This is a genomic window from Enterobacteriaceae endosymbiont of Donacia cincticornis (genome assembly GCF_012568845.1).
In the GTDB taxonomy this organism is placed as follows: domain Bacteria; phylum Pseudomonadota; class Gammaproteobacteria; order Enterobacterales; family Enterobacteriaceae.
The window spans coordinates 201,884-220,966 of the sequence record NZ_CP046194.1; the positions used below are offsets into that span (position 1 = coordinate 201,884).

General features: G+C 20.3%; 13 protein-coding genes and 1 pseudogene. 12 read left to right on the forward strand and 2 right to left on the reverse strand.

The features are described 5' to 3' along the window. The first annotated feature begins 51 nt into the window (after positions 1 to 51). The 8 genes from corA (at position 52) to GJT99_RS02265 (ending at position 12,448) form a co-directional block, all read left to right on the forward strand. Positions 52 to 1,005: a magnesium/cobalt transporter CorA gene (gene corA / locus GJT99_RS00980; protein ID WP_168893860.1), complete on the forward strand. Its 954-nt coding sequence runs from the start codon at positions 52 to 54 to the stop codon at positions 1,003 to 1,005. Positions 1,006 to 1,709: 704 nt separating this feature from the next. Next, positions 1,710 to 4,391, forward strand: a complete 2,682-nt coding sequence (locus tag GJT99_RS00985; RefSeq protein ID WP_168893861.1) for a 2-oxoglutarate dehydrogenase E1 component — start codon at positions 1,710 to 1,712, stop codon at positions 4,389 to 4,391. A 29-nt stretch (positions 4,392 to 4,420) separates the two neighbouring features. Continuing rightward, on the forward strand, positions 4,421 to 5,602 hold the full coding sequence (gene sucB / locus GJT99_RS00990) for a dihydrolipoyllysine-residue succinyltransferase (protein ID WP_168893862.1): 1,182 nt from the start codon (positions 4,421 to 4,423) through the stop codon (positions 5,600 to 5,602). Positions 5,603 to 5,689: 87 nt separating this feature from the next. Further along, complete coding sequence (locus GJT99_RS00995; protein WP_168893863.1) at positions 5,690 to 7,270, forward strand: cytochrome ubiquinol oxidase subunit I; 1,581 nt, start codon at positions 5,690 to 5,692, stop codon at positions 7,268 to 7,270. Between the two features lie 9 nt (positions 7,271 to 7,279). Then, the gene (gene cydB, locus GJT99_RS01000) at positions 7,280 to 8,428 is read left to right on the forward strand and encodes a cytochrome d ubiquinol oxidase subunit II (protein ID WP_168893864.1); all 1,149 of its coding nucleotides are present in this window, start codon (positions 7,280 to 7,282) and stop codon (positions 8,426 to 8,428) included. A 9-nt stretch (positions 8,429 to 8,437) separates the two neighbouring features. Beyond that, a complete protein-coding gene (locus GJT99_RS01005; protein WP_211080578.1) occupies positions 8,438 to 8,539 on the forward strand; it encodes a cytochrome bd oxidase small subunit, CydX/CbdX family in 102 nt (33 codons plus the stop codon). Positions 8,540 to 8,667: 128 nt separating this feature from the next. Beyond that, on the forward strand, positions 8,668 to 10,587 hold the full coding sequence (gene parE / locus GJT99_RS01010) for a DNA topoisomerase IV subunit B (RefSeq protein ID WP_168893865.1): 1,920 nt from the start codon (positions 8,668 to 8,670) through the stop codon (positions 10,585 to 10,587). A gap of 169 nt (positions 10,588 to 10,756) precedes the next feature. Continuing rightward, on the forward strand, positions 10,757 to 12,448 hold the full coding sequence (locus tag GJT99_RS02265) for a hypothetical protein (RefSeq protein WP_168893866.1): 1,692 nt from the start codon (positions 10,757 to 10,759) through the stop codon (positions 12,446 to 12,448). A gap of 10 nt (positions 12,449 to 12,458) precedes the next feature. On the opposite strand, the pseudogene GJT99_RS02275 reads toward GJT99_RS02265, so the two are convergent. Next, positions 12,459 to 12,503: pseudogene (locus GJT99_RS02275) on the reverse strand (hypothetical protein); the annotation flags it as partial. Positions 12,504 to 12,566: 63 nt separating this feature from the next. Between GJT99_RS02275 and GJT99_RS02270 the strand changes: the two are divergent. From GJT99_RS02270 to GJT99_RS01035, 4 genes are all read left to right on the forward strand, one after another. Continuing rightward, a complete protein-coding gene (locus GJT99_RS02270; protein WP_425482533.1) occupies positions 12,567 to 13,529 on the forward strand; it encodes a transketolase-like TK C-terminal-containing protein in 963 nt (320 codons plus the stop codon). Between the two features lie 9 nt (positions 13,530 to 13,538). Then, positions 13,539 to 15,002 carry a 2-oxo acid dehydrogenase subunit E2 gene (locus GJT99_RS01025; RefSeq protein WP_168893867.1) on the forward strand — a complete coding sequence of 488 codons (1,464 nt, stop codon included), beginning with the start codon at positions 13,539 to 13,541 and terminating at the stop codon, positions 15,000 to 15,002. A gap of 41 nt (positions 15,003 to 15,043) precedes the next feature. Continuing rightward, positions 15,044 to 16,459 (forward strand): dihydrolipoyl dehydrogenase, encoded by a 1,416-nt coding sequence (lpdA, locus tag GJT99_RS01030; RefSeq protein WP_168893868.1) that lies wholly within the window; start codon positions 15,044 to 15,046, stop codon positions 16,457 to 16,459. A gap of 133 nt (positions 16,460 to 16,592) precedes the next feature. Beyond that, positions 16,593 to 17,879: a glycoside hydrolase family 28 protein gene (locus GJT99_RS01035; protein ID WP_168893869.1), complete on the forward strand. Its 1,287-nt coding sequence runs from the start codon at positions 16,593 to 16,595 to the stop codon at positions 17,877 to 17,879. Positions 17,880 to 17,897: 18 nt separating this feature from the next. Here GJT99_RS01035 and dapE read toward each other — a convergent pair whose 3' ends face one another. Further along, complete coding sequence (gene dapE / locus GJT99_RS01040) at positions 17,898 to 19,061, reverse strand: succinyl-diaminopimelate desuccinylase (RefSeq protein WP_168893870.1); 1,164 nt, start codon at positions 19,059 to 19,061, stop codon at positions 17,898 to 17,900. Between the last annotated feature and the right edge of the window lie 22 nt (positions 19,062 to 19,083).

Consider the following 19,083-nt stretch of genomic DNA (forward strand, 5'->3'; position numbering starts at 1 on the left):
AAATATATGAGTTTTTTTATATATTAATTATAATCTTAGTTAGGAGTTATTATGTTAAATGCATATAAATTATATAATAAATATCTAACTCATCTTAAATTAGATAATAATTTCAAAAATCTTTTAGATGCAATATGGATTGATTTAATTCAACCAGAAGATGTTGAAAGAAAAAAAATATATCATCTACTAAAACAAAATTTAGCTACCAGACCAGAATTAGAAGATATAGAAGCATCAGCAAGATTTTTTGAAAATCAAGAAGGATTACATATTCATTCATTTTTTTTTTATAAAAAAAAAAATAAACATGCAGGTACTACTACTGTAGCATTTACGATAAAAAATAATAGATTATATACTTTAAGAGAAAAAGAATTATCTGTATTTCGTTTATACAGAATACGTATGCATAATCGTTGTATGTTTTATGGAAATCCTTATGAATTGTTATTAGATATATTTGATACTAAAATTGAACAATTAGCAGATGAAATTGAAAATATATATAGTGATTTAGAATCTTTAAGTTGTATTATCATGAAAGGACATCAAAATAAAGAATTTGATAATGCACTTTCTACTTTAGCAGAATTAGAAGATTTTGGATGGAAAGTAAGATTATGTTTAATGGATACACAAAGAGCAGTAAATTTTTTAATGAGAAAAACTAGATTACCTGATAATCAAATTAAACAAGCAAAAGAAATTTCAAGAGATATTAAATCATTATTACCACATAATGAATCCTTATTTCAAAAAGTGAATTTTTTAGTACAAGCTGCAATGGGATTTATTAATATAGAACAAAATAGAATAATTAAAATATTTTCGTTAGTATCTGTAATTTTTTTACCTCCAACCTTAGTTGCATCTAATTATGGGATGAATTTTACTTTTTTACCAGAATTAAAATGGAAATATGGCTATATTTATGCCATCGTTATAATGATGGTATCAGCTTTTGCTCCTTATTTTTATTTTAAAAAAAAAAAATGGTTATAATATTATTAATGTATGTTTTTTAAAAAAAATTTATAAAAAAATGTTTTTTTTATATTTAATTCATATAAATAATGGTATTTATGATTGTACAAATAAAAGTAAATAGTTTAAATTATATTTCTTATATTTAATATAGGTAAATTATTATTATTTACCTATATATTTTTTATATGTAATTTTTCTCAATTATTTTTTTATAAATTTTGAAAAAAAATAATATCTATATAGATAAAATAATTTTTTTTTTAATATTTTAAAAAAAATTTATATAATAAATACAATATTAAAATTATTTACTATATAAATAAAATGATATATAAGATTTTATGATTAAATATACTAATATTTGTTTATTATTTTTTATAATTTTATATAATAAATTTTTAAAAATAATTATATATAAAAAATTAAATTTAACCAAATTAAAAAATTTATTGATTAATAAATAATTTATATAAATCTATATAATACTAATTAAAAATATAAATATTTTTTTATGTAAAAAATATTCTTTTCATTTAAATATTTAGTATTTGAAATATTTTATTTTTAAAAAATATATTAATATCATTTTTAATTTATTTATATTAAATGTATTAAAATTAATAGAAATTTTTTTCATTTAAAAATATAATTATAAATTATATGTAAATTTTATTTATTTAAAATAAAATTAATATTTTTTTTTAAAAAAAGAAATAATAATGAATAATTATAATCTTAATAAAAATTTTTTATATGAAAATTTTTTTTATATCGAAAAATTGTATCAAAAATTTTTAGTAAATCCTAATTCTATAGAAAAAAAATGGAAATATTTTTTTATAAATTTTGAAAAAAAAAAAAAAGTTTTATTCCAAAATAATCAATTAAAAAATAATGATTTTTATAAAAAAAATCTTTTAGTAGAAAAGATAAATCAATTAATAAATAATTTTAGAATATTTGGACATTATGATGCAAATATAAATCCTTTATTTTTTAATAAAAAAAAACTTAGTAATATTTTACAATTAAAAAATTATGACATTAATAAAAAAGATTTTCAGAAAAAAATTTCATTGAATTCTTTGTTTGAAAATCAAAAAATTATTGATATATATAATTTTTTTAAAAAAAAATATTGTCATCATTCTGGTATAGAATATTTTCATTTATTAAATCATGAAAAATATTGGATACAAAAAAATATAGAATTAATGGTAAATAATTTACAAGTTAAAGAAAAGAAAATTTTTTTTGAAGAATTAATTGCAACAGAAATCTTTGAAACTAATATAGCAAAAAATTTTCCAGGTATTAAAAGATTTTCTTTAGAAGGATGTGATATATTAATTCCAATAATTAAAGAAATTATACGTTATTCAAGTAAATTAAAAAATAAAATTACAAAAATAATTTTAAGTATGGCTCATAGAGGAAGATTAAATGTTTTAGCAAACATAATGGGTAAAAATATTAAAGAAATAAAAAATGAATTTAAAAATATTTTATTAAAAAATAATGATATAGATGATGTTAAATATCATTTAGGATATTCTTCCATAATTATTAATAATAATAAAAAAATAAAATTAAAATTAACATTTAATCCTTCTCATTTAGAAATTATTAATAGTGTTTCTATGGGTATAATTAAATCTTATATTGATTCATCTAAGGAAAATAATATAATTCCTATTAATATACATGGAGATGCATCTTTTAGTGGGCAGGGTATAATACAAGAAATTTTAAATTTATCTCAAACAAGAGGTTATGGAATAGGTGGAACTATACATATCATAATTAATAATCAAATCGGATTTACTACTTCTAAAATTTCTGATATGAGATCTAGTTATTATTGTACTGATATAGCTAAAATGATTCAATGTCCTATTTTTCATATAAATGCAGATGATATAGAAAATGCTATACTTATTATAAGATTAGCACTTACATATAGAGATCTTTTTAAAAAAGATGTTTTTATAGATCTAGTTTCATATAGAAGACATGGTCATAATGAAATAGATGATCCATATATAACACAACCATTAATGTATAATTATATTAAAAATCATGAAACAATACAAAATTTATATTTTAAAAAATTATTTACTAAAAATATTTTAAATATTCAAGAAAAAAAAGATATATATCAAAAATATCAAAATCTTTTTAATAAAGATGATTTTTTTATCAAAACATATGTTATTTCTAAAAAAAATATTTTAAAAAAAATATTTAAAAAATTAACAATAAATGAATTAAAAAAATTAATTTTTAAAATTAGCAATTTTCCTGAAAATTTTAATATTCATTCTAGAGTTCAAAAAATTTTTAAAGATAGATTAAGTATGAGTAAAGATAAAAAAAAAGTAGATTGGGGTACCGCTGAAAATTTAGCATATGCAAATATTTTAACTCAAGGAATATCATGCCGTTTATCTGGAGAAGATATTAAAAGAGGTACTTTTTCTCATAGACATGCTGTTATTTATGATCAAAAAAATGGAATTTCATATATACCTTTAAAAAATCTTAGTTTAAAACAAGGCAAATTTTATATTTATAATTCCATACTTTCTGAAGAAGCAGTTTTAGGATTTGAATATGGATATTCTTTAAATAAAAAAAATATATTAACAATATGGGAAGCGCAATTTGGAGATTTTGTTAATGGAGCTCAAATTATTATAGATCAATTTATCAGTTCTGGAGAAAAAAAATGGAAATATCAAAGTAAATTAATAGTTATGTTACCTCATGGTTATGAAGGACAAGGACCAGAACATTCTTCAGCACGAATAGAAAGATTTTTACAATTAAGTGCTGAAAATAATATGAAAATATGTATACCTTCTTATGCATCTCAAATATATCATTTATTATGTGAACAAGCATTTAATTATATAAAAAAACCACTTATTATATTTATGCCTAAATCTCTTTTAAGATATAATTTAGCTTGTTCATCATTAAAATATTTTATAAATAATTTTGAACTAATTATAGATGAATTAGATAAAAACATTAATATTAAAAATATTAAACGTGTTGTTTTTTGTTCTGGAAAAATATATTATGATTTATTAGAATATAGAAATTCTATGAAAGAAAAAAATATAATTTTAATTAGAATAGAACAATTATACCCATTTCCATATAATAATATAAAAAAAATAATTAAAAAGTATTTAAAAATAAATAATTTTATTTGGTGTCAGGAAGAACCTAAAAATCAAGGAGCATGGACATATATTCAAAATAATTTTAAAAATAAATTAAATTTAAATATTCACTATATAGGAAGAAAATCATCTTCATCTCCTTCTACAGGACATCTTAGTATACATAAAAAACAACAACACAAGATCATATTCTCCGTTTTTAATATTTAAAATAGAAAATAAATTTATAAGGATAAAAAATGAATAATACTAACATTATTGTTCCTGAATTACCTGAATCTGTAAATAATGCAATTATTATTCAATGGTATAAAAAACCAGGTGAAATAGTAAATGTTGATGATATTCTTCTAGAATTAGAAACAGATAAAATAGTTTTAGAAATACCCTCACCAATTAATGGTATCTTAAAAAAAATTTTAGTTAAAAAAGGAGAAAAAGTACAATCACAACAAATTATTGGTATATTAGAAATATATAAGGATTTTAAAAAAAAAAATAAAAATAACCAAAATATAATAAAAAAAAAAAATAATTTTACTAAAAATATAAATGATAAAATATCATTTTTTGATAAATTAAATGATTTTAGTCCTTCTATAAGAAGAAAAATAAAAAAAAAAGATTTAAAATTAGATAATTTTTCTTTCTTAAAAAAAGAATTAAATAATTTAAATTTAGATAATTTTAATAAAATTAAAAAAAATAAAGAAAAAATTGATAAAACAAATGATTTTGAAATAAAAAAAATGAGTCCAATCAGAAAATATATTTCTAATAAACTAATGGATTCTAAAAAAAATACTGTTATGTTAACAACTTTTAACGAAGTTAATATGAAAAAAATTCTTGATATAAAAAATAATTATAAAGATTTAATATTAAAAAATTATAATTTAAAATTAGGGTTTACTTCTTTTCATATTAAAGCTGTTACTAAAGCATTAAAATCATTTAAAAATATGAATGCATTTATTGATGGAGAAAATATTATTTATAATAAATGTTATAATATTAATATTGCTATTGCAACAAAAAGAGGTTTAATAACTCCTATTATATATAATACTAATCAATTATCATTGATAAACATCGAAAAAAAAATAAAAGAATTAGTTAAAAAAAGTGATTGTAATCAATTATCTATTGAAGATCTAAAAAATGGAACTTTTACTATTACAAATGGGGGAGTTTTTGGATCTTTAATGTCGACTCCAATTATAAATCCACCACAAAGTGCTATTTTAGGAATGCATTCTATTAAAGAAAGGCCTGTTGTTATAAATCATAAAATATGTATTATGCCTATGATGTATTTAGCTTTATCATATAATCATTGTTTAATAGATGGAAAAGATGCTATAGGTTTTTTAATGTTAATAAAAAAATTTTTAGAAAATCCTATGTGTTTATTTTTATAAATTTGAATTTTTTTAAAAAATTTATATTAATATTTAAAATAATAAAAATAAATAATTAATAATATGAAAATTTAGTAGGGATTAATAATGTTAAATATTAATGAACTATCAAGGTTACAATTTGCATTAACAGCAATGTATCATTTTCTATTTGTGCCATTAACATTAGGATTATCTTTTTTAATAGCTATCATGGAAACAATATATATTTTATCTAAAAAAAAAATATATAGAGATATGACCAAGTTTTGGGGTAAATTATTTGGTATTAATTTTGTATTAGGAATTGTAACTGGTTTAACAATGGAATTTCAATTTGGAACAAACTGGGCATATTATTCACATTATGTTGGTGATATTTTTGGAGCTCCATTAGCTATAGAAGGTTTAGTTGCATTTTTTTTAGAATCTACATTTGTAGGTTTATTTTTTTTAGGATGGAATCGTTTAAATAAAATACAACATTTATTTGTTACATGGTGTGTGGCTATAGGATCTAATCTTTCTGCTCTCTGGATTTTAATCGCTAATGGATGGATGCAAAATCCAATTGCATCTTTTTTTAATTATCATAATATGCGTATGGAAATAAATAATTTTTGGAATCTAATTTTTAATTCTACAGCACAAATTAAATTTGTACATACTATAACAGCTGGATATACAACAGGATCAATGTTTATTATTGGAATTAGTTCTTATTATCTTTTAAAAAAAAGAGATATTAAATTTGCAAAAAAATCTATTATTATTGCTTCTTGTTTTGGTTTAATTTCTATTTTATCTGTAATAATTTTAGGAGATGAATCAGGATATCAATTAGGTAATACACAAAAAATGAAGTTAGCTACTATTGAAGCTGAATGGGATACACATACTCCACCAGCATCATTTAACTTAATAAGTTTTCCTAATCAAAAAAAACAATTAAATAAATATTCTATAAAAATCCCTTATTTATTAGGAATAATAGCTACAAGATCTTCTTATTTACCTGTTTTAGGTATAAAAGATTTAATAAAAGAAAATGAATTAAAAATTAAGAATGGTTTAAAAGCTTTAATTGCTCTTGAAAAAATTAAAAATGGAAATCTACGATTAGATAATATAAAAATTTTTAATAAAAATAAAAAATATTTAGGATATGGATTTTTAGTAAAACAATATTATAAAAATATTAATAATATAAATGATATTCAAATTAAAAAAGTAGCTCAAAAATCTATACCATTAGTAAGTCCTCTATTTTTTTCTTTTAGAATTATGGTATTATCCAGTATATTATTATTAATAATATTAATATTAGTTTTTATTTTTAGTATTTTAAAAAATAATATTGAAAAAAAAAAATATTTATTAAAAACATGTTTATATTCAATCCCATTACCATGGATTGCATCTGAATCTGGATGGTTTGTTGCTGAATATGGTAGACAACCATGGGCTATAAAAGAAATATTACCAACATATATGGCTGGATCTTCATTGCAATTAATAGAAATATTATTTTCAATAATTACAATTTTTATTTTTTATACTATTCTATTAACAATAGAATTATTTTTAATATATAAAATATCTAATATAGGTCCTAGTATTTTAGGTACTGGTAAATATTTTTTTGAGAAAAAAACACAAAAAAATATTTTACATAAAAATATCAATTAGGTTATTTAAATGTTAAACCATAAAATTTTATGTATAATTTGGTCATTAATAATTAGTGTATTAATGACAGGTTCTATAATTACTAATGGATTAGATATGGGAGTAGGTATATTATTATTTCTTATTGGAAAAGATAATATTGAGCGTAGAATTATGATAAATACTATTGCTCCTCATTGGGATGGTAATCAAGTATGGTTAATTACAACTGCTGCTGCTTTATTTGCAGCATGGCCTATTGTTTATGCAACAATATTTTCTTGTTTTTATATTCCAATAATATTATTATTAATATCTTTATTTTTACGTCCTATAGGATTCGAATATCGTTCAAAAATTAAAAATAAAATATGGCAAAAGATGTGTGATATATTTATATTTACTGGAAGTATTATACCTCCTTTTATTTTTGGTATAATATTAGGTAATATATTTAAAGGTATTCCATTTTATATGGATAAATATTATCATATTTTTTTTAAAGGATATTTTTTAAGTTTATTTAATTTATCAAGTATATTAATTAGTATAACTATAATTATAATGATTACTAATCATGCTGCTTCTTATTTACAAATAAGAATTAAAGAAAATAGTATAAATTATAAATTAAATATCATTTTAAAATTATTTTCTATATTATTAATAATTTTTTTTATATTATCTTTTATTAGTACAATAATTTATACAAAAGGTTATAAAATTAATTCATTATTATATAATAATAATGTAAATAATTTTCTTATAAAGAGTAATGATATTACTCATGAAAAATATGCATGGGTTAATAATTTTAGAAAAAATACATACTTATGTTTGATACCTTTGCTAAGTATAATTTTTTCATTTTTAATGATAATATCATCTATATATAAAAAAATAATAGCTACCTTTATTTTTTCGACATTGAATATTATTAGTACAGTTATAACTGTAGGAATTGCAATGTTTCCTTTTATTATTCCTTCAAGTATAAGATCTATACAAAGTTTAACTATTTGGAATTCTACATCAAGTACACTAACATTAAAAATAATGTTATATATAGTTATTATATTTATGCCTATTATTTTAATATATACTGTTTGGTGTTATAAAAAAATGTTTTTTTATATAAATAAAAAAGAAATTAAAAAAAAATCTGATTTTTATTATTAATAATAAATTATGGATATAAATATGTGGTACTTAATATGGTTAATAGGAATATTATTTTCATGTATTTTTACTATTTTTATAGCTTTAAATAAAGAAAATAAAAATACATAAAAATTTATCTGATATTTTATAATATATAAAAATATCAGATAAATAATAAAAAATTATTAAAATCAATTGACTAAAAATGGATTTTTTTTATATTTAAAATATAAAATTATTATATAATTAATAAAAAAATGAACCATTTACATCAATATAACGCAGACTCTATAGAAGTTTTAGAAGGTCTAGATCCTGTAAGACGTCGTCCAGGTATGTATACAGATCTTACTAGACCTAATCATTTAGCACAAGAAATTATAGATAATAGTGTAGATGAAGCACTAGCTGGATATGCAAAAAATATTTTCGTAACTTTATATCAAGATCAATCACTAGAAGTTATTGATGATGGTAGAGGGATGCCTATTGATATACATTCTCAGGAAGGAATCCCTGCTATTGAACTTATTTTATGTCGTTTACATGCAGGAGGAAAATTTTCTAATAAAAATTATAATTTTTCTGGTGGTTTACATGGTGTTGGTATTTCTGTAGTTAATGCTTTATCAAAAAGAATGGAAGTAAGTATTTTCCGACAAAAAAAAATTTATACAATTGTTTTTGAAAATGGATATAAAATTCAAAATCTTAAATTTTATAAAAATTTAAATCAACAAAAAACGGGAACAAAAATTAGATTTTGGCCAAATCAATGTTTTTTTGAACATCATAATTTTTTAACTACTCATTTAATAAATTTATTAAAAGCTAAAGCAGTTTTATGTTCAGGTCTAACTGTGTATTTTAAAAATAAAAATACTAAAGATAATTATTGTTGGAATTATAAAAATGGTTTATCAGAATATTTAACTAATTCAATAAAAAATATTATTACTATTCCAAATAATCCTTTTATAGGTACATATGTTAATGATATTAAAGAACTTCATTGGGCATTATTTTGGCTTTCTGAAAGTAATCATAACTTTCTTACAGAAAGTTATGTTAATTTAATTCCTACTACTTCTGGTGGAACACATGTTAATGGATTACGTTTAGGTTTATTAGATGCAATACGTTATTTTTGTAATTTTCATAATATGTTACCTAGAAATCTAAAGTTATTAGGAGAAGATATTTGGGATAAATGTTCATATGTTTTGTCTATAAAAATTCAGGATCCTCAATTTACAGGACAAACAAAAGAACGTTTAGCTTCTAGAAAATGTACTGTTTTTGTAGCTAATATAGTAAGAGATGCTTTTATTTTATGGTTAAATCAAAATTTTAAAATAGGAGCTCTTTTAATCAATATGTTTATAGTTAATGCACAAAAACGTATTAGAGCTTCTAAAAAAATTATTAAAAAAAAAAATTATAATACAAATTCAATATTACCAGGAAAATTATCTGATTGTATTCTTCATAATACAAAACAAACAGAACTTTTTTTAGTAGAAGGAGATTCAGCAGGAGGATCAGCAAAACAAGCACGAAATAAAAATTTTCAAGCTGTTATGCCATTAAAAGGAAAAATTTTAAATACTTGGGAAATAAATTCTGAAGAAATTTTATCTTCACAAGAAATATATGATATTTCTTTAGCTATAGGTATTTATCCTAATAATGAAAATTTAAAAAAATTAAGATATAATAAAATTTGTATTTTATCTGATGCAGATTCAGATGGATTACATATTGCGACTTTATTATGTGCTTTATTTATAAAACATTTTTTACCATTGGTAAAAAATGGACATATTTATGTAGCTATGCCTCCTTTATATCGTATAGATTTAGATAAAAAAATTTTTTATGCTTTAAATGAAAATGAAAAAATAAAAATATTAAAGCAATATAATTATAAAAATAACAAACAAAAAATAAATATACAAAGATTTAAAGGATTAGGTGAAATGAATCCAACCCAACTTAGAGAAACAACTTTTAATCCTAATAGTCGTAGATTAGTACAACTAGTTATTAACAATAATGAAAAAGAAATTAATAAAACATTTTCAATAATGGATATGTTACTAGCTAAAAAAAGAGCAGAAGATCGTCGTAAATGGTTACAAAAAAAAGGTGATATAACAACAATGATAAATTTTTAAAAAATTTTTTCTTAAAGTTTATTTTAATAATTTAATAACAAAAGTTATTAAAAATTTATAAATTCATAATAAGTAATATATATTTAAATTTTAATAAATATCATTTTAAATTTTAAATTGTTAATTTTAATAATATTTTTAATTTTCATTACAATAAGGAATAATCACCATGTCAGATAAGTATTTGTTATATTATAATGACGTGGATCCAATTGAAACAAATGATTGGATACAATCAATAGATTCTGTCATAAAAGAAGAAGGTATTGAAAGAGCTAAATTTTTAATTAAAACAACTTTAAAACATCTTAATAAGAATGGTATCATTTTAAATGATGATAATAAAAATTATATTAATTCTTTTTCTAGGAAAGAAGAATTTCCATATCCTGGAAATCTAATTTTAGAAAGAAAAATTAGATCTTTTATTAGATGGAATGCAATAATGATTGTTTTAAGAGCTTCCAAAAAAAAATTAGATTTAGGTGGCCATATTTCATCTTATCAATCTTCTTCATATATTTATGAAGTTTGTTTTAATCATATTTTTAAAGCTTCTAATAATAAAAATCACGGAGATATTATCTATTTTCAGGGACATATTTCACCAGGTATATATGCTAGATCTTTTTTAGAAGGAAGAATAAATGTTTATCATTTAGATAATTTTCGTCAAGAAGTGTTTGGTAAGGGATTATCATCCTATCCACATCCTAAACTTATGCCTAATTTTTGGCAATTTCCTACTGTATCTATGGGTCTTGGACCAATAGCTGCAATTTATCAAGCTAAATTTCTTAAATATTTAGAAAATAGAGAATTATATAAAACTAAAAATAGAAAAATTTTTGCATTTTTAGGAGATGGTGAAATGGATGAACCAGAATCAAAAGGAGTTTTAAATATTGCTGCAAGAGAAAAACTAAATAATTTAATTTTTGTTATAAATTGTAACTTACAAAGATTAGATGGTCCCGTATATGGTAATGGTAAAATTATTAATGAATTAGAAAATATATTTCACGGATCTGGATGGAAGGTTATAAAAGTTATATGGGGAAATAGTTGGGAAAATTTATTAATTAAAGATAAAACTGGTAAATTAATGGAATTAATTAATAATACTCCTGATGGAGATTTCCAAAATTTTAATTCTAAAAATGGATCTTATATTCGAAAAAATTTTTTTGGAAAATTTCCAGAAACACTCAATTTAGTTAAGGATTTTACTGATAAAGAAATAGAAAAATTAAAATATGGAGGACATGATCCAAAAAAAATTTATACAGCTTTTAAAAAAGCATATCTTATTCATGATAAACCTATAGTTATATTATTTCATACAATTAAAGGATTTGGTTTAGGAGAAATTGCTGAAAGTAAAAATATTGCTCATCAAATTAAAAAAATTGATATTAATACAATAAAATATATACGTAATAATTTAAATATTCCTATAAATGATGAAGATTTATATAAATTACCTTATATTACTTTTAATAAAAATTCATTAGAATATAATTATTTACATAATCAACGTAAAAAATTAGGTGGATATATTCCATATAGAAGAATTAATTTTACAGAGGAATTAATATTACCTAATTTAGGTGATTTTAAACTTTTATTAAAAAAACAAAATAAAATATCTACAACAATTGTATTTTTAAAAATATTAAATATTTTATTAAAAAATAAGAATATAAAAACTAGAATAGTTCCTATTGTAGCTGATGAAGCACGTACATTTGGTATAGAAGGATTATTTAGACAAATAGGAATATATAATTCAAAGGGATTACAATATACACCACAAGATAAATCATTATTTGTCCTTTTATATCTTCTTTATAATATGTAAATAATGATTTATCTTGTGGTGTATATTGTAATCCCTTTGAATTATATATTCCTATTTGTCTAAATAATTATTTACATATTATAAAGAAGATATAAAAGGACAAATAATACAAGAAGGAATAAATGAATCTGGAGCTTTTGCATCATGGTTAGCAGCGGCTACTTCTTATTCAACCAATAATTTTCCTATGATACCATTTTATATTTATTATTCTATGTTTGGTTTTCAAAGAATTGGAGATTTTTGTTGGGCAGCAGGAGATCAACAAGCAAGAGGTTTTTTAATAGGAGCAACTTCAGGACGCACTACTTTAAATGGTGAAGGATTACAACATGAAGATGGTCATAGTCATGTTTATTCTTTAACAATTCCTAATTGTATATCATATGATCCTACTTATTCTTATGAATTAGCTGTTATTATTAATAATGGTTTACAAAGAATGTATGGGAAAAAACAGGAAAATATTTTTTATTATATTACCACTATGAATGAAAATTATGATATGCCTTCTATGAATCCATCATATGAATATGGTATTTGTAAAGGTATATATAAACTTACTTCTATAAATAATAATAAAAATAAAATAACTGTTCAATTATTGGGTTCAGGTGCAATATTATGTAACATGATTAAAGCTGCTAATATATTATATCAAGAATATAATATTAATTCAGATATTTTTAGTGTTACTTCTTTTACTGAAGTTGCTAGAGAAGGGCAAGATTGTGATCATTGGAATTTATTACATCCTTGTGAAAAACGTCGTATTCCATATATTACAAGTATAATGAAAAATTATCCAACAATAGCTACTACAGATTATATAAAAATTTTTGCAGAACAAATTCGTAAATATGTACCAACAAATAATTATTTTGTATTAGGAACAGATGGATTTGGTCGTTCTGATAGTAGAAAAAATTTACGTGATTTTTTTGAAATTAATGAAATATATATAGTATTAGCTACACTAAATATATTATTAGATCTAAAATTGATTAATTTAAAATTAATTTTAAATTTTATTAAAAAAAATAATATTGATATAAATAAAAACAATCCTAGAAATTCCTAAAAGGTGAATATGTATACAAAAATAATACTTCCTGATACAGGAATAAAAGAAATGAAAGTAACTGATATTTTAGTTAAAGAGGAAGATGTTATCAAAAAAAACCAATCAATTATTACAGTAGAAAGTGATAAAACTTCTATTGAAATACCTTCTGATCATGGAGGTAAAATTAAAAAAATTTTAATATCTATAGGTGATCTCCTTCGTAAGGGAGATATTATTTTAGAATTGTGTAATAATCAAATTAATAATATTAGTAAAAATAATAAAAAAATATCAAATGAAGAAAAAATAAAATTAAAAAAATTAATTATTCCTGATATCGGTCTTAATAAGATGAAAATATTTGCTATTTTAGTCAAAAAAAATGATTTTTTTGTAGAAAATCAAACTTTAATTACTATTGGAAATAATACAAATATTTTTGAAATAGCATCTAAATATTCAGGTACTATTAAAAAAATTATTGTTAAAATTGATGATTATATATATAAAAATGATGTATTTATGTATATTAATCCTTCTTTACAAACAATAAAACAGGATATAATAAAAACATTTATTAAAACAAAATCTTTTAAAAAAAATATACAGACATATGTACATGCTTCTCCTATTATAAGGAAAATGATAAGAAAATTTAATATTAATTTAAAAAAAATTAAACCAAGTGGATTAAAAAATAGGATTCTTAAAGAAGATATTTTAAAATTTATTAAAGATAAAAAAAATAATAATATTCAAAATTCTCTTTTTATTTATAAAAAATTTGGTGATTGTAAAGAGATCAATTTAAATAACATACAAAAAATTTCTAGTAAAAATTTATCTAATTATTGGAAAAATATTCCTCATGTTACACAACATATAGAAACTGATATAACTAATTTAGAAAAATTTAGAATTGAAAAAAATCAAGAATTTAATCAAGAAAAAAAAAATATTAAATTAACCTTATTAAGTTTTATAATTAAAATTTGTGCATGTGCTTTAAAAAAATATCCTAATTTTAATTCTTCTTTATCACAAGATAATAATACTTTAATAATAAAAAAATATTTTAATATTGGTATAGCTATTAATACAAAACAAGGTTTATTAGTTCCAGTAATTTTTGATGTTTTAAGTAAAAATATAAATAATTTATCTCAGATAATACTTAATCTTTCTTATAAAGCAAAAAATAATCAACTTCGTCAAGATGATATGCAAGGAGGATGTTTTACCATATCTAATCTTGGACAATTTAAAGGAAGTTTTTTTACACCTATAATTAATTCTCCAGAAGTAGCAATTTTAGGAATTTCACGAGCTAATATAAAACCTATATGGAAAGAAAATAAATTTTTACCAAAACTTATGTTACCATTATCTTTATCATATGATCATCGTGTTATTAATGGAGTAGAAGGTATTAATTTTTTAAATTATATTTGTTATTTAATATCTGATATTAGAAATGTATTAGTATAATTTTTTTTAAAATATTATGTATAATAATGATAGAGATTAATATGAATAATACAATAAAAACTGAAGTAGTTGTAATTGGTGGAGGCCCAGCAGGATATGCTGCAGCTTTCCGTTGTAGTGATTTAGGATTAAAAACTATAATAGTAGAAAATTATGAAAATTTAGGTGGTGTTTGTTTAAATGTAGGTTGTATTCCATCTAAAACATTATTAAATATAACTAAAATTATCAAAGAACAAAAATTTTTTTCCCAAAAAGGTATATTTAATAATGATATTAAAATAAATTTAAATAATATTTTACATTGGAAACAAGATGTAATTAACAAATTATCTAATGGATTAGATTTTTTAGCAAAAAAACGTAATATTAATATTATTAATGGTATGGGTTTTTTAGAAACAGAAAATTGTTTAAATGTTATTAACAATAAAAATAATTTACAAATTTTATTTGATAATGCTATAATAGCAACTGGATCTCAACCAATAATGTTACCATGTCTTTCTTATAAAGATGAAAGAATTTGGGATTCTACAGATGCATTAAATTTAAAACAAATTCCTAACAAAATGATGATTATAGGAAGTGGAATTATTGGTTTAGAAATGGCTACAATTTATCAATCTCTTGGTTCTAAAATAGATATAATAGATATTTCGAATACTTTTTTATCAGAAGTAGATGATGATATTATTAATATTTATAAAAAAAATATAAAAAATAAATTTCATTTTATATTAGGTACTGAAATACTATCAGTAGATAATAAACATGATTATTTACAAGTACAAATGACTAGTGATAATCATCAATCTATTTATTCAAAACAATATGATGTAATTCTTGTTGCAATAGGTAGAAAACCTAATTCTAATTTTATAAACAAAAAATTTAATAAAATTTTAATTAATAATACTGGATTTATTAATGTAGATAATCAAATGAGAACTAATATTTCTAATATATATGCAGTAGGAGATGTTGCTGGATATCCTATGTTAGCTCATAAAGGAATACATGAAGGACATTTAGCTGCAGAAGTAATTTCTGGTAAAAAACATTATTTTGTTCCAAAAGTAATTCCATCTATCGCTTATACTAATCCAGAAATAGCTTGGGTTGGAATAACTGAAAAAAATGCAATAAAAAATAATTTAAATTATAAAAATTCTATTTTTTCTTGGAAAGCATTAGGAAGAGCTGTATCTTCTAATGCAGAAGAAGGTTTAACTAAATTAATTATAGAAAAAGATTCTAGCAGAATTATAGGAGGAAGTATTGTAGGATATAATGCAGGAGAATTATTAGGAGAGATAAGTCTAGCAATTGAAATGGGGTGTGATATAGAAGATATTTCATTAACTATGCATGCACATCCTACTTTTTATGAATCTATTGGTATAGCCGCTGAAATATATACAGGAACAGCAACAGATATTATCAATATAAAATAATTTTTATTAAATTCAAATTTGTTTTTAAATAAATATAAATTTTTTTATTAGTAAAAAATGATTAATATCAAATATTATTATTTTATTTATAATTATAATATATTTTATTATATATAATTTATATAAATAAAATATGAACAATCTTAAAAAACAAAATTCTATTTTAGATCAAATAAGAATTCCATTTTTTAATAAAAAAAAATATTTTGTTAAAGAATATATAAAATTTTTTAATAAAAAAAATGATATTTCATATGCTATAAATAATGCAATTAATGATTGTCATAATAATGGAGGAGGAATTGTTATTATTCCTAATGGAGAATTTTATACAAGTTCTATTATTTTAAAAAGTAATGTAAATTTACATTTACAAGATGATACTGTATTAAAATTTTATACTGATCCTAATAAATACTATAATGTATTTACTAGATGGGAGGGGATAGAATGTATTAATTATATTTCATTAATTTATGCTTATAACCAAAAAAATATTGCTATAACAGGTAAAGGTATATTAGATGGACAAGCTAGTTTTTATAATTGGTGGTCTTGGAAAAATGATATAAACGGTAATCATTTACAAAATGATGATGTAAAAATACTTAAAAATATGGATAAAAACAATATTTCTATTAAAAATAGAATTTTTGGTATTAATCATTTTCTTAGACCAAATTTTATACAATTATATTTATGTAGAAATATTTTTATTTCCGATATACATATTATAAATTCTCCTATGTGGGAAATACACCCAGTTTTAAGTGAAAATATTACTATACAAAATATTAAAATTAATAGTTTAGGACCTAATAATGATGGATGTAATCCTGAATCTTGTAATAATGTTTTAATTCAAAATAGTATTTTTTATACAGGAGATGATTGTATAGCAATAAAATCAGGAACAAATAATGATGGAAGAAAAATAAATATTCCTTCTAAAAATATTATAATAAAAAAATGTAAGATGTACCATGGACACGGTGCTATTACATTAGGAAGTGAGTGTTCAGGTGGAATAAAAAATATTTTTATAGAAAAATGTACTATTAATGGTATTATTCAATCTTTTTTTAAAGTTAAAAATAATGCGGAACGAGGAGGTAAAATAAATAATATTTATATTAAAAATATAAATATTAAATTTATTCAAAATTATTTTTTTAATATAAACTATTTATATGATGAAGGAGATAAAGGTGATTTTATACCTATTGTAAAAGATATTTTTATTTCTGATATTAATGTAGAACATTGTTTACAAGTATTTAACATTAATACATTTAAAAAATCTATTGTAGATAATATTTTGTTAAAAAATTGTGTTTTTAAAGGATTAAAAACACCAGAAAAAATATTAATTTATAATAAATATAATATTAATATTATAAATACAAAATTTATTTCTTAAAAAAAAGAAATCATTTTACTAAGTTAAAAAAATATTTTTTATGATTTGATAATATATTTTATATAAAATATATAAATCATTAATATGAACATGTTCATTAATTTTATGAATAGTTGAATTATTTAAACCTAATTCAATAATTTGTGCTCCTGTTTTTATAATAAAACGTCCATCAGAAGTTCCACCATCATTAATTAATGATGGATTAAAATTATTAACAGAATAAATACTTTGTTTAACTATATTTAATAAATTTTTTTTTTTATTTTTACAATATTGATTACTTAAAAAAGGTTTTCCAGATAATTGCCATTTTATTTTAAAATTTAAAACATATTTTTTAAGCATATAATTTAATTTTTTTAAAATATTTTTATAACTTATTTCATTATTAAAACGAAAATTTATATAAATTATAATATTTCCTGGAATTATATTATTATCTTCTATATTAGATTTAATTTTTGTAATTTGCATACTAGTTTCAGGAAATAAACTATTTTTTTTACTCCATTTTTTAAAAATTAATTCTTTTAATAAAGGTATTACCATATGAATAGGATTTTTAGCTAAATTATGATACGCTACATGTCCTTGTATACCTATGATTTCTAATTGGATATTTAAAGATCCTCTTCTACCATTTTTAATATTATCTCCAATAATTTTTTTACTTGTAGGTTCTCCTATAATACAAAAATCTATTTTTTCTTTATTTTTTAATAATTTTTTAATAATTTTTATAGTTCCATTTTTAGCATTACCTTCTTCGTCTGAAGTTATAATAAAAGATAAACAACCATGATAATGAGGATAATTTAAAATAAATTTTTTAGCCGCAAAAATCATTGCAGCTAAAGAACCTTTCATGTCGCAAACTCCTCTACCATATAAAATATTATCATGTATAATAGGTGTAAAAGGATTAAATTTCCATTTTGTTATATTTCCAGGAGAAACAACATCAGTATGGCCTGCAAAAACTAAAGTATTATGTATATTCTTTTGTCTAAAATTATGAATTGCCCAAAAATTATTTGTATTATTAATATTAATTAAATCGATATGAAATTTTAATTTTTTAAGTATTGTAATTAAAATATCTTGACATCCTGCATCAAAAGGACTAATAGAAGGACACTTAATAAGTGTTTTAGTTAAATTAATTATTTTTTGTAACATAAAATTATACTTTTTATTAAAT